The following is a 12,072-nucleotide window of genomic DNA, read 5'->3' on the forward strand; positions in this document are numbered from 1 at the left end:
ATTTTTCGAATGGACATCCTTGTCCATTCGAAAAACGGCGCGCGTCCTGCGCGCCGCCCTTCGGGTCTACGGTTGATGGGCGAGTGCGGTGCTATGGATTCCAATGCCGCAGCAACGGCAAGCGGCAAGCGGCAACGGCAACGGCAAGCGGCAGCGGCAGCGGCAGCGGCAGACGGCAGACGGCAGACGGCAGGCGGCAGGCGGCAGGCGGCAGGCGGCAGGCGGCAGGCGGCAGGCGGCAGGCGGCAGGCGGCGCGCCGATGTGCGAATGGCAATTGCAAGTAGCTGACTGCGCCGGCCGGGGTCGTCCCCCAAGCCCGCCGACGAACGGCGCTTGACTTCGCACGTCATTGATTTAGCATTTTAGTTAAATAAGCAAATGACTAAACCATAGAGGTACACCGCCATGATCGATGAAGCCCTAGTCACCCAGGTCGGCCTGCTCGCTTACCTGGCCATTTCCGTCGCCATGACGATCTGGGTGGCCCGCACCCTGTCGCGCAACGGCGAGGTGTTCCTGGTGATGTGCTTCGGCCAGAACGAGGTCCTGGCCAAGTCCACCAACCATCTGCTCGTGGTCGGCTTCTACCTGATCAACATCGGTGTGATCGCGATCCGCCTGGACGGCTGGAACGCCGACGCCCTGCTCAGCAACCCGATCGCCCACATCGGCAGCAAGATCGGCGTGTCGGTGCTGATGCTCGGCGCCATGCACTTCTTCAACATGATGATGATTTCGCGCTACGGCCGGGTCGTGTCGGGCTGGATGAACGAGCAGCGCTACGAAGAGCGGGTCGCCGAAGCGGCCGCGCGCGGCGCGCCGCCGCCGCTGCCGGGCCGCAACTGAGGCCGGCTTGCGACGCCGCACGCCGCCGACAGCTTGGGCCGCGACGGGTTCCCGCAACCCGCCGCGGCTTGCGCGTGCGCGGCTTGCGGCCGGCGCGCGCGGGCGGTTTCGCCCGCGCTCATACCGGCGCGGCGCGGAAGGCTATGATGTTCCTGCGCGGCTCGCCCGCGCGTCCCGGCGCCCACCCGCCGTCACCGTTGCAACCATGAAAGCTCAGCCATGAAACAGGACAAGATCTTCGAAGCGCTGGCGTCCACGCCGCGGCGGCAGATTCTGGCCTACCTGTCCGAGCAGGAACTGCCGGCCGGCGACATCGCCGCGCGTTTCAACATGAGCGCGCCGGCGGTGTCGCGCCATCTGTCGGTGTTGGTCAACGCCGGCCTGATCTCCAGCGAGCGGCGCGGACAGTTCGTGGTCTACAAGCTGGTGCCCGACAACCTGGTCAACACCCTGACCCAGTTCGCGTTCGAGATCTGCCCGGTCGGCGGCCCGCTCAAGCGCGAGAGCCGGCGCGCGAAAAAAGCGGCCGGTTGAGCCGGCCGCTGGGGGAGTCGCGCTGCTGCCGCGGCGCCTTGTCGCAGGCGATTCCGGCCGGCGCGATCACGGGCCCGGCGCGCGTCAGTCGCGCTCGAAGCGCGCGATCTCTTCGGCGATCGCCAGGGCGCGGCGCAGGCTGCGGCCGGTCACGCTGTCCTCCATCGCCTTGGCCAGGCGCGGCCGACTAGGGTGGCGCGACCAATGATGGAACCACCAGGTCGCGAGCAGGCCGACGATGCCGATCGCGCCGCCGATCACGAACACCGACGGCGCGTTGACGTACATGTCGGCGCCGAACAGGGTCATGAGTACGGCCGCCATGAACGGCATCCAGAACAGCCACCAAGCCAGGCCCACGAACATGCCGGTACGCACATAGAACATACGTAGCCGCGCCAGCTGTTTCTGGATGTCCAGCACCGGCGCCGAGTAATCCACCGCTGCGATCATGCCCTGGACCATGCCGCCGCAGGCGATCAGGGCGACGCCGTAGACGTGCACGATCAGTCCGAACGCGAACAGGTGCGGCACCCGGCTGTGCTCGGTCCAGACATCCACGCCCAGCAGCAGCACCGCGACGCCGATCAGCATCTGCAGGGCCTGGCCCCGGACCAGCGGCCGCAGGCCGGATTTCAGGCGCCGGCCGCGTTCGTCGCGGAAGCGCAGCAGGTCCATGGCGTGCTGGCGGTCGAGCTTGCGATCGAGTTCCTGCCAGGCCTGTTTGAGATCGTCGAGTTCCATCGTCAGTGCGCCCATCGTGTCGTGTGCCGCGTGGTGGAGAAGGGGTTGCGCGCGCCGGGGTCAGCCCGGCATTTCACTGCGTATGCGCTGTTTGAGCCGGCCGATCTTGGTGGCCACATTGGTTTCGCTGATGCCGAGCACGTCGGCGATCTCGCGGTAGCTGCGGTCTTCGAGATAGAGCAGCAGCAGCGCGCGGTTCAGCGGTTCCAACTGACCGATGAAGCGGTGCAGCTCGCGCGCGCGATGCGCGCTTTCCTGGTCGCCGGCGGACTCGTCGGCGAACTCGTGCAGGTCTGGGTCCAGCGGCACCGCATTGCGTTGGCGCGGGCCGTCGGCGCGCACGAACGAGATCGCCACGTTCAGCGCGATCCGGTACATCCAGGTCGAGAACGGCCGCTGCGGGTCGTAGCCCGGATACGCGCGCCACAGCTGGGTCGCGATCTCCTGGGCCAGGTCGGCGCGGTCGTCGGGGTGCCGGCAATAGGTGTTGCCGACCTTGAAGACGATCTTGCGATGCGCCTCCAGCAGCTCGCCGAAGCGCTGCCGCGCGTTGTCCATGCCGATCGCCCCCTGCAACCCCTTCATGCCGATGCCGCCGCTGCTGCCCTAGTCGAACACATGATTCGCGGGGCAGGGGCGAAACATCACAGCCGGGCCCGGCCGCCGGGGTGGGGGCGGCGCGGTCAGCCGGCCGGCGGCGTCCCGGCCGGACGGTGGCCGGCCTCGGCGCGGCGCCGGTAGAACGACAGCAGGGTCTCGCTCTGGCCGGCCAGCAACCAGCGCCCCAGCGGCGCGGCGTACCAGTCGAAAGCGGTGCTGACGCGGTAGTCCAAGCTCATCGCCAGTTCGGTGCCGCCGTCGCGCGGGGTCAGGGTGTAGGCGGTGCCGAGCAAGTCGAAGTACTCGCCGCCGATGCGCACGTGGTCGTCGAGGGCGCCGGCAGGTACCGAATCGGCGTCGAAGAGGTAGCGCCAGTTCACGTAACGCTGCGGCTGCCAGTCGCTCGACACCTGCTGGAAATGGATGCCCTTGCCCATGCGTACGTCGCGTACCAGACCGGTCGGCGTCTCGCGCACGATGCCGGCCAGCGGCTTGGGTACGCCGATGCGGTAGGTCCAGGCCGCATCGACCTCGTCCGGACGGATCGCGTCGGCGGTCATCAGCTGGCGCCAGACTTCCTCGGCCGGGGCGGCGATGAAGACCTGCCGTTCGATGCGTTCCAAGCGGCCTTGCGGATGCGGATCCTCCACCGCGCCCAGCAGCAGCGGCAGCAGCGCGATGCCGTACAGCGTCGAGCGCGGACGCTTGAGGTAGCGCAGGATCAGGCCCATGAGCACGCCGCCGATGCCGCCGAGGATGGCGAAAAGCGGGGAGACGAAAATGGCGCAGATGGCGCCTTCCAGGCCCATCACCAAGGTGCCTGCCAGGTAGAACACATTGACCAGCACCCCCATGCCGAAGTGATAGCCCGCATGTTTGCGCTCCTGGCGTTCGACCACGTAGACGGCGACCATGCCGACGATCAGCGGGGTCAGCAGCAGGAACGAGGCCAGCATGGTCGCGTAGGGCTCGCCGGCCTTGGCGCTGAACACCAGTCGCATTCCCAGGCCCACCATCACGCCGCACAGCAGCGGCCACAGCCAATTGCCGTACAGCCAGCGGACTTTCCTGATCGGCGGCGGCGCACTCACGATAGCACCCGCGCGCGCAGGCCCTGGCAGAACGCGCAGGGCGCCGGCTCCGGCAGGCGTCGCAATTCCGGCCGCGGCGGCAGGTCCGCGGGTACGCGCAATCGGCTGGCCAGGCCGATCCGCTCCAGAGCACGCAGGGTCCACCAACCCGGATCCCATTCGCCCGCATACAGCCCCAGCCGCGCCGAACCCGGAAACGCATGGTGGTTGTTGTGCCAGCTCTCGCCCATGGTCAGCAGCGAGGCGAAGCGCACGTTGCGGCCCTGCACCGCGGCGCCGCGCACTTCGTGGTGCATACCGCCGTGGTTATGGGCGAAATAGCCGATCAGCCAGTGCCCGCATACGCCCGCGGTCACGCGTGCGCACACGCCCCAGAACACCCAGCCCCAGCCGTCGATCGCGAACAACAGCAGCGCCCAGGGCAGGTGCTGGGCCATCCAGCTGCGCTGCAGGAAACGGTAGAACGGATCGTCGGCGATACGCGCCTCGATCGCGATCGGCGGCGGGTTCGCCAGCCGCAGTTCGCAGTGCAACTGCCACCAGGCGTCGACCAGGAACGGCCGGCGATGGGCGAGATAGTCGTGGCAGTCGGGCAGGCGCTGGGCGTAGTCGCGCAGGTCGTGAGTGCGGACCAGGCCGAGCGGGCCGGCCAGGCCGACCTGCACGCCGCAGTAGACCAGCAGGTATTCCAGCCACTTGGGGCAGTCGTAGCTGTCGTGGATCAGTTTGCGGTGCATGCCCAGCGAGTGGCCCAGCAGCAGGACGGTGGCGGTGGCGACGGCGAACAGCGCCAGCGCGCCCCAACTGAAGGTCAGCGCGCCGCCCACGATCGCGCCGGCGGCCATGCCGCTCAGCCACAGCGAGCGCACCGGTTCCCAGGCCACCTGGCCCTCGCTGACCGCGCGCACCGCGGCGGCGGTATCGGACTGGGCGCGCACGCGGTGCGAGCTCAGGCTGTCGGGCAGTGCGTGCATGGCGGACTCCGGCTAAGCCTTCGGCGGGTCGCGCCGGGGCTCGGCGCGGACTTAATTTCATGATTTAACTAATTTGCTAAATATTTATTTCCAGGCGCCGCCGTTGTCAAGCCGCCGCCGACGAGCGGCGGCGCGGCGGCCGGTCCGGGCGTTTGAGCGTCAGGCCCGCTGCGGGCGCTCGGCGCGTTCCGAGGCCAGGTCCGGCGCGACCCAGGCGTCCACGCCCCAGGACCGGGCCAGCGAGGCGCGACAGGCGGCCGCCAGTTCCAGCGCGCGCTGGCGCAGTTCCGAGCGGTCCTCGGGCATGTATTCCAGCGCCTGCCCGAACCGCACCATCTTGGCTTCGACCTGGCGGTTCTCCACCAGCGCCAGCTCGCCCCAGTACAGCTCCCAGAAGCGCGCGACCGCGTCGGTGCCGCCATGCCCGGAGGCGATGCGCGCGCAGACCCGCGCGGCTTCCGCGTACAGCTCGAGCTGCTTCTCCAGGAAGGGCCGGGTCGCTTCGATGCGGCGGGCTTCCGACAGGCGTTCGCCTTCGCGCTGCTGCGCCTGCCATTGGTCGCGGCGTGCGCTCCGCCAGGTCCAGACGCCCCAGCAGAACGAGACGCTGGCGCCTACGACCGCGATCAGGATCTTGAGGGTTTCCGCGTCCATGCGTTGTTGCGCTCCGGTCAGTCGACGAAGTCGTAAAGGCGATAGATCCAGGACAGTTCGTAGGCGATGCCGGCGATCACGAAGACCCGGTGGAACAGCTCCGAGCGCGTGCGCATCGCGATCAGGCACATCAGCACATAGGCGAGGTTGCGCAGCGGGTATTCGGCGCCGCGGCTTTCGAAGTACACGCTGCCCTTGATCGCGGTGTCGATGAAGTCGATCAGGTAGCTCAGCGCCATGATCCCGAAGAACCATTTGCGCCGCGATTGGAAATAGTCCTGCCAACCGCTGTAGTCGCCGATGTCGTCGGGGAACAGCAAGGTGCACAGCAGGAACAGCACCACCACGTAGACGATCAGGAAGGCGTAGGCGGTGATGGTCCAGGCGTGGACATGGATCAGGCGGAATTCCCACCACCAGAAATGGGTGAGCAGGATGAACATCGACACCGCCCAGCCCAGGTGCACCCAGTAGATGCGGTCGCGGCCGGGGTGCTGGACGAAGCGCGCCATGCCCTTGAGCAGGGTGGTGATCGCCAGGCCCAGGATGATGCCCAGCAGGACCCGGATATGGAGGAATTGCGGTTCCATGCGCGCGCTCCGTGTTGCGTCCGATCTGGCCGCGGAGGCCGCCCCGGGCCGTGCCTGCGCGGGCAGCATACGGCGCGGCGGGCCCGCGCGGCGAGGTTGGAGCGCAGGCTCGGGCCAATGCTGCGATCATGGCGCATGAGCCATAACGACGATTTCGCCTCCCTGCCGCTGTCGCCCGCCTTGTTGCAGGGCGTGGCCGCGCTCGGCTACGAGCGCATGACCCCCATCCAGGCCCAAGGCCTGCCGGCCCTGCTGGAGGGCCGCGACCTGATCGCGCAGGCGCCGACCGGCAGCGGCAAGACCGCGGCCTTCGGCCTGGGCCTGCTGCACCGCCTGGATCCGGCCGACGGCCGCACCCAGGCCCTGGTGCTGTGCCCGACTCGCGAACTGGCCGACCAGGTCGGCCGCCAGCTGCGCAAGCTCGCCTTCGCCATCCCCAACCTCAAGGTCTCGGTGCTCTGCGGCGGCATGCCGCTGGGGCCGCAGTTGGCCTCGCTGGAGCACGCCCCGCACGTCGTGGTCGGCACGCCCGGCCGCCTGCAGGAACTGGTGCGCAAGCAGGCCCTGCGCCTGGACGCGGTGTCGGTGCTGGTGCTGGACGAGGCCGACCGCATGCTCGACATGGGCTTCGAGGAGCCGATCCGCGAACTGGTCGGCAAGACCCCGCGCAAGCGCCAGACCCTGCTGTTCTCGGCCACCTTCCCGGATGCGATCCGCAGCCTGGCGGCGAAGATGATGCGCGAGCCGGTCGAGGTCACGGTCGAGGGCGCGGCCGGTCAGCCCGCGGTGGAACAGCATTTCTACGAGGTCGAACCGGCCCGGAAGACTCCGCTGCTGGCCGCGCTGCTGCTGGAGTTCCGCCCCGAATCCTGCGTGGTGTTCTGCAATATGCGCCGCGACACCGAGGAAGTGGTCGGCTCGCTCAGCCACTACGGCTTCACCGCGCTGGCCCTGCACGGCGACATGGAACAGCGCGATCGCGACGAAGTGCTGGTGCGCTTCGCCAACCGCAGCTGCAACGTGCTGGTCGCCAGCGACGTCGCCGCGCGAGGCCTGGACGTGCAGGACCTGGCCGCGGTGGTGAACTACGAATTGCCGACCGACCCGGATGTCTACATCCACCGCATCGGCCGCACCGGCCGCGCCGGTCGCGGCGGCGTGGCCCTGAGCCTGTGCAGTCCGCGCGAGATCGCGCGCGCGCAGCCGATCGAGGAACGCCAGGGCCGGCCGCTGCGCTGGGAACGCGCCGCGCCGCTGGCCGGCCGCGCCAGCAACGTGCCGGTCGCGCCGATGGCGACCCTGCGCATCGACGCCGGCCGCACCGACAAGCTGCGCCCCGGCGACGTGCTGGGCGCGCTCACCGGCGACGCCGGGCTCAAGGCCGACCAGGTCGGCAAGATCGACGTGTTCCCGACCCGTTCCTACGTGGCGGTCGCGCGCGCGCAGGCCGCGCAGGCCTTGGCGCGCCTGCGCGAGGGCAAGATCAAGGGGCGCAAGTTCCGCGTGCATAAGCTGTAGGAAACCGGTACGGCCCGCCGGGCCGCGCGCGTTTCACGCGCGCCGATCGGGCCCTGTGCGCGGACTAGCGCGCTGGATACAACACGATCTCGCAGATGCCGCGACGTAGGATGCGGTAAGCCGAAGGCGCACCGCATCGCGCGCGGCGGTTCGGAATGGCGACGATGCGGTTGTCACCGCATCCTACGGGTCGGGTTCGGCCGACTCGAGCCGGCGCCGGGTGGTCGCGTTCGAAGAGTGGGCCAGCGCCTACTTGCCGTTGGCGCTGAAGCTGCCGGGACCGAGCAGGGCCAGGGCCACGCCGGAGACCAGGAACATCGCCTGCAGCTCCAGGGCCCAGCCGCCCTGGTCGTTGAGACTGTTGAGCTGGCCCAGGTGGACCAGGAAGATCGCGAACAGCATGTTGATCGCGATCAGCGCGCCGCCCACGCGCGCATGCCAGCCGACGATCAGCAGGATCGGCGCCAGCACCTCGCCCAGCAGCACGCCGTAACCGAGGAAGCCGGGCAGGCCCTTGGATTCGACCAGGCCGACGATGCCGCCCATGCCGCCTTTGAGCTTGGCGATGCCGTGCAGCAGGATCAGCGCGCCGAGGACGACGCGCATGAACAGTCGGGCGAGATCCTGTTGGGTGTTCGGGTTCATGGGCTTCCTCGGTGCGCTCGGTTCGCGTGGACGAAGCGCAGGATAATCGGCGCGGGCGTGCGTGTCTGCTGGCCGCTAGGTGGCCGGGCGCGTTGCCTGGGCGGCACGGCATGAGCCGCGACCGCGTCTTAGCGGCTGTGCGATCGCGACTTGGGCCGCTGCCACGAAAGCCGGTGCGCTGTTTTGGGCAGGGCCGCATGAGCCGTGCCCGGCGCCGGCGGTCGAAGCCGCGTGGTCGCCGCTCGCGCGGTTCCTACCCGAAGCGGCTCGACCGTCGGAGCGGCCGCCGCTTCCTGTGGGAGCGGCGTAAGCCGCGACAGGCCCTCTCCGGCCCACGCCATTGGGCGGCCTGCCTCGAGCGGTTACCCTTCGGCTTGGCCGGAATCCATGCGGGTTCCAGCCCCTTGCTCGCGTACCGCGCAGCGAACCGGCGATTCACCGGGCCGGGCCGGCTTCGCGGCCCGCATCAACCGCAATGTCGGAGGGTACAGCGCCATGCGAATCCAATATCTGGAAATAGTGACCAAGGACGTAGCGGCCGTATGCGCCGCCTACGAGGCGGCCAACGGCGTGAAGTTCGGCGATCCCGATGCGGGGCTGGGCCATGCCCGCACCGCGGCGCTGGCCGGCGGCGGCTTGGTCGGAGTACGAGCGCCCTTGCGTACGACCGAGGAGCCGGTGGTCAGGCCCTATTGGCTGGTGACCGACATCGAAGCGGCGGTCGCCGCCGTGGTGCAGGCGGGCGGCTTCGTCGCGGTCGAGCCCACGCCGATCCCCGGCCACGGCAGCTTCGCCATCTACCTGCAGGGCGGCAACGACCATGGCTTGTGGCAGCTTTGAGCCCGGCGCCGGCGGCAGCGTAAATTCGGTCGGGCGTAGATAAGAGCGGAGGCGTCAACGTTGGGCTATTCGATCCCAAAGAAAAACGTAATTTCCTACGGGCCCAAAGCCTTGAGCTCCTTCCACGGCTACATCTTCGAGTGGATCGACAATCTGCACTTCACCCAGGCTCCTTCCGCCTTCGTCGGGCCGCAGGCCGCGGCTTACATTGCGGTGGCCAAAGAGCGTTTTCTGGAAATGGGTTGGGAGGGCGACGGGGATGTTCAGTTGCTCTGGCTTCCGTCATTCGTGTTCCCGTTCGATTCCGGCATCAGGCCCGAGGGACTGGCGCTATGGCATGTCAAACAAGAAGAGGATGGGATTTCCTTCCTTCTTTCGCCGGTAAAGCTGCCGTTTGAGGCCTTCCGGCATGACGGCGACGGGTCGTTTGGAGATCAGTCGTCCGATGAAACGGACTGACTCGGATGCTCATACCGCTATGAAGCCAGAGGTTCAAGCGAACAAAGTGGTGATTCTTTCGGGCTCCGGCCTGAGCGCGGAGAGCGGTCTGCCCACGTTCCGCGATTCGAAGGGCCTGTGGAACAACTACTCCTGGCAGGAGGTCGCAAGCCTCGACGGCTGGAAGAAACGCCCGGAAGCGGTGCTGGCCTTCTACAACGAGCGCCGTGCCAAGGCCTGGGCAGCCGAGCCGAATCCGGCCCATCTCGCCATCGCTGCTCTGGAGTCGGCTTATGAAGTCGTCGTAGTCACACAGAACGTCGATGAACTTCATGAGCGCGCAGGATCCAGCAACGTCATCCACCTGCACGGGGAGCTCGCGTACGCGCGCAGCACCTCGGACACGCCCAAGCGGTATCGCATCGATGACGCTGCGATCGTGCTCGGTCAGGTTTGCGAGGAGGGCACCCAGCTCAGGCCCGATATCGTGTGGTTCGGGGAGCAGACGCAGCACATGGACCTGGCCAGGCAGCACATCGCCACGGCCGCCAAGGTGATGGTGGTGGGCACTTCGCTCACGGTCTATCCCGCCGCCACGCTGGTCGATGCGGCTCGGGACTCGGCGGAAAAGGTGCTGATCTCGCTCGAGATGGACGAGATTCCTTATGGCTTCGAATTCATTCGCGGCAACGCGGCGGAAGCCGTTCCGCGTCTGCTGAAAAGGTGGCTCGAGCTGGCGTAAGCGGGCGAGCCGCGTTTTCGCCGGCGCTTGCTACTCGGACAGCTGCTTGGCCTCCGCGGTCCCCAGCAGCTCCGGCTGCGACAGCGTGCGCGGCCGGCTGATCAGCGGGTGCACGAACACCGCCGACAGGATGATCGCCACGCCGACGTAGAACAGGCCGGTGAGTTCGCGCTGCTCGCCGAGCAGGGCGATCGCCAGCACGATCGCGTACACCGGCTCCAGGTTGATCGCCAGCTGGGCCGCGAACGCGGTCATGTGGCGCAGCGCCACCAGCGACAGCGCGAACGGCAGCAGGGTGCAGACCAGCGACAGGATCACCAGCAGCACCGCGTCGCGCAGGCCCGGCAGCACCAGCAGGTCGCCGGCGAAGGCCGGGAACAGCAGCGGCATCGCCGGCGCCAGCAAAGTGAGAGCGAGGGTGCCGGCGCCGAGTTCCAGCGCGGTCACGGTGAGCGGGTCGCCGTGTTCGACCAGGCGCTTGTTGAGCGAGGAGAACAGCGCCACCAGCAGCGCCGACAGCGCGCCGACCGCGATCCCCGCGCGCATTTCGTGCGGCACGCCGCCCACCACCAGGGCCACGCCGGGCAGCACCGCCACGCCCAGGGCCAGTTCGCGCTTGGAGAACGGGCGCTGGGCCAGCTTGGGTTCGATCAGGGCGGTGAACACCGTGGCCAGGGCGATGCAGGTCGCCGCGACCGAGGCGTTGGCGAGCTTGATCGCGCCGTAGAAGGTCAGCCAGTGCAGCGCCACCAGCACGCCGATGCCGGCGTAGGACCACAGCAGCCGCGCCGGCATCGCGCGCAGGCCGCGCCAGACCTTGGGCAGCAGCGCCAGCGCGACCACCACGATCAGCATGCGCGACCACACCAGCGGCAGCGCCGGCAGCGAGATCAGTTTGCCCAGGATCGCGGTGAAGCCCCACAGCAACACGCAGAAGTGGATCTGGACTTGCGCCTTGGCGGTCGGGGTCATCGGCTTCGCGGTCGCGGGGTGAGCCGCATTATCGCCCGCCGCCGCGGGTGCATCGCATCCGTGCGCATGCGAAGCTGCGCCGCACACCCGGGGAGAGCGCAGGGCCATGCCAGTCAGCGATACCCATTCCGCGTCCGGCGCCGCCGCCGGCCCGATCGGGCCTTTCGGCCGCGCCGGCGCCGCGCTGGTCGGCGCGGTGTCGCTGGCCTCCCTGCTCGGTCAGTACTGGCTGTTGATCCGCTCGACCCTGGACACGATCGGGCCGGCGCTGGCGACGGTGCGGTTCCTGAGCTACTTCACCATCCTCAGCAACCTGCTGGTCAGCGCGACCTGCGCGGTGGCGGTGTTCGGCGGCGGCTCGCGCCTGGCGCGCTGGCTGGCCAGCGCGCGCGCGCGCGGCGGGATCGCGCTGGCGATCGGCGTGACCGGCACGGTCTACGTCACCGTCCTGCGCCATCTCTGGCAGCCGCAGGGCGCGCAATGGTGGGTGGACTCGGGCCTGCACTACGCGACGCCGGCGCTGTACCTGGCCTGGTGGCTGCTGGCGGTGCCGCACGGCGCGCTGGCCTGGCGCGACCTGTGGCGCTGGCTGCTGTTCCCGGCCCTGTACGTGGCCTGGGTGTTCCTGCGCGGGAGCTTCGCGCACGAGTATCCGTATCCGTTCCTGGATGTGGACGCACTGGGCTGGCCGCAGGTGCTGCGCAACGCGGTCGGGGTGCTGGCGCTGTTCCTGGCCTTCGGCGCCGGCCTGCTCGGGGTCGACCGGCTGCTGGGGCGGGGCCGCCGGGGGCGCTGAGCCGGGCACGTATACCGGAACTGCTTTGCAAATTCTTAGCGGAATCTTTACGGATTTTGGCCATTCGGGGGCGAGTCGGCTTAGGCT

General features: G+C 68.6%; 15 protein-coding genes. 7 read left to right on the forward strand and 8 right to left on the reverse strand.

The window, feature by feature from the left end:
• Positions 1 to 406 precede the first annotated feature (406 nt).
• Both V1318_RS20095 and V1318_RS20100 read left to right on the forward strand, forming a co-directional pair.
• Positions 407 to 847 (forward strand): hypothetical protein, encoded by a 441-nt coding sequence (locus V1318_RS20095; RefSeq protein ID WP_332941546.1) that lies wholly within the window; start codon positions 407 to 409, stop codon positions 845 to 847.
• A 219-nt stretch (positions 848 to 1,066) separates the two neighbouring features.
• Positions 1,067 to 1,381: a metalloregulator ArsR/SmtB family transcription factor gene (locus tag V1318_RS20100; protein WP_056172614.1), complete on the forward strand. Its 315-nt coding sequence runs from the start codon at positions 1,067 to 1,069 to the stop codon at positions 1,379 to 1,381.
• Between the two features lie 84 nt (positions 1,382 to 1,465).
• On the opposite strand, the gene V1318_RS20105 is transcribed toward V1318_RS20100, so the two are convergent.
• The 6 genes from V1318_RS20105 to V1318_RS20130 form a co-directional block, all read right to left on the reverse strand.
• Entirely contained in the window at positions 1,466 to 2,140 is a 675-nt protein-coding gene (locus V1318_RS20105) for a serine/threonine protein kinase (protein WP_332941547.1), read from the reverse strand.
• A 45-nt stretch (positions 2,141 to 2,185) separates the two neighbouring features.
• Positions 2,186 to 2,710, reverse strand: coding sequence for a sigma-70 family RNA polymerase sigma factor (locus tag V1318_RS20110; protein ID WP_332941548.1), 525 nt, complete (start codon positions 2,708 to 2,710; stop codon positions 2,186 to 2,188).
• 98 nt (positions 2,711 to 2,808) lie between these two features.
• Positions 2,809 to 3,816 carry a hypothetical protein gene (locus V1318_RS20115; RefSeq protein ID WP_332941549.1) on the reverse strand — a complete coding sequence of 336 codons (1,008 nt, stop codon included), beginning with the start codon at positions 3,814 to 3,816 and terminating at the stop codon, positions 2,809 to 2,811.
• Positions 3,813 to 4,790: an acyl-CoA desaturase gene (locus V1318_RS20120; RefSeq protein ID WP_332941550.1), complete on the reverse strand. Its 978-nt coding sequence runs from the start codon at positions 4,788 to 4,790 to the stop codon at positions 3,813 to 3,815. Before V1318_RS20120 ends, V1318_RS20115 begins: the two co-directional genes overlap by 4 nt.
• Before the next feature lie 159 nt (positions 4,791 to 4,949).
• The gene (locus V1318_RS20125) at positions 4,950 to 5,444 is read right to left on the reverse strand and encodes a hypothetical protein (RefSeq protein ID WP_332941551.1); all 495 of its coding nucleotides are present in this window, start codon (positions 5,442 to 5,444) and stop codon (positions 4,950 to 4,952) included.
• Positions 5,445 to 5,461: 17 nt separating this feature from the next.
• Positions 5,462 to 6,034: a hypothetical protein gene (locus V1318_RS20130; protein WP_332941552.1), complete on the reverse strand. Its 573-nt coding sequence runs from the start codon at positions 6,032 to 6,034 to the stop codon at positions 5,462 to 5,464.
• Positions 6,035 to 6,169: 135 nt separating this feature from the next.
• Here V1318_RS20130 and dbpA point away from each other — a divergent pair, with 135 nt between their 5' ends.
• Entirely contained in the window at positions 6,170 to 7,552 is a 1,383-nt protein-coding gene (gene dbpA / locus V1318_RS20135) for an ATP-dependent RNA helicase DbpA (RefSeq protein WP_332941553.1), read from the forward strand.
• A gap of 249 nt (positions 7,553 to 7,801) precedes the next feature.
• Here the strand turns inward: dbpA and V1318_RS20140 are convergent, their stop codons facing one another.
• Positions 7,802 to 8,197 carry a DoxX family protein gene (locus tag V1318_RS20140; RefSeq protein WP_332941554.1) on the reverse strand — a complete coding sequence of 132 codons (396 nt, stop codon included), beginning with the start codon at positions 8,195 to 8,197 and terminating at the stop codon, positions 7,802 to 7,804.
• Positions 8,198 to 8,692: 495 nt separating this feature from the next.
• Here V1318_RS20140 and V1318_RS20145 point away from each other — a divergent pair, with 495 nt between their 5' ends.
• The 3 genes from V1318_RS20145 to V1318_RS20155 are packed head-to-tail and all read left to right on the forward strand — an operon-like array spanning position 8,693 to position 10,217.
• Positions 8,693 to 9,037 (forward strand): hydroxylase, encoded by a 345-nt coding sequence (locus V1318_RS20145; protein WP_332941555.1) that lies wholly within the window; start codon positions 8,693 to 8,695, stop codon positions 9,035 to 9,037.
• Positions 9,038 to 9,097: 60 nt separating this feature from the next.
• The gene (locus V1318_RS20150; RefSeq protein ID WP_332941556.1) at positions 9,098 to 9,496 is read left to right on the forward strand and encodes a hypothetical protein; all 399 of its coding nucleotides are present in this window, start codon (positions 9,098 to 9,100) and stop codon (positions 9,494 to 9,496) included.
• Between the two features lie 19 nt (positions 9,497 to 9,515).
• Entirely contained in the window at positions 9,516 to 10,217 is a 702-nt protein-coding gene (locus V1318_RS20155; RefSeq protein WP_332941557.1) for a Sir2 family NAD-dependent protein deacetylase, read from the forward strand.
• Positions 10,218 to 10,247: 30 nt separating this feature from the next.
• Here the strand turns inward: V1318_RS20155 and V1318_RS20160 are convergent, their stop codons facing one another.
• On the reverse strand, positions 10,248 to 11,189 hold the full coding sequence (locus V1318_RS20160) for a DMT family transporter (protein ID WP_332941558.1): 942 nt from the start codon (positions 11,187 to 11,189) through the stop codon (positions 10,248 to 10,250).
• 106 nt (positions 11,190 to 11,295) lie between these two features.
• Between V1318_RS20160 and V1318_RS20165 the strand changes: the two genes are divergently transcribed.
• Positions 11,296 to 11,985: a Pr6Pr family membrane protein gene (locus tag V1318_RS20165; RefSeq protein ID WP_332941559.1), complete on the forward strand. Its 690-nt coding sequence runs from the start codon at positions 11,296 to 11,298 to the stop codon at positions 11,983 to 11,985.
• The last annotated feature ends 87 nt before the right edge of the window (positions 11,986 to 12,072 follow it).

The sequence above is a fragment of the Lysobacter sp. CCNWLW3 genome (assembly GCF_036697405.1).
GTDB lineage: Bacteria > Pseudomonadota > Gammaproteobacteria > Xanthomonadales > Xanthomonadaceae > Lysobacter.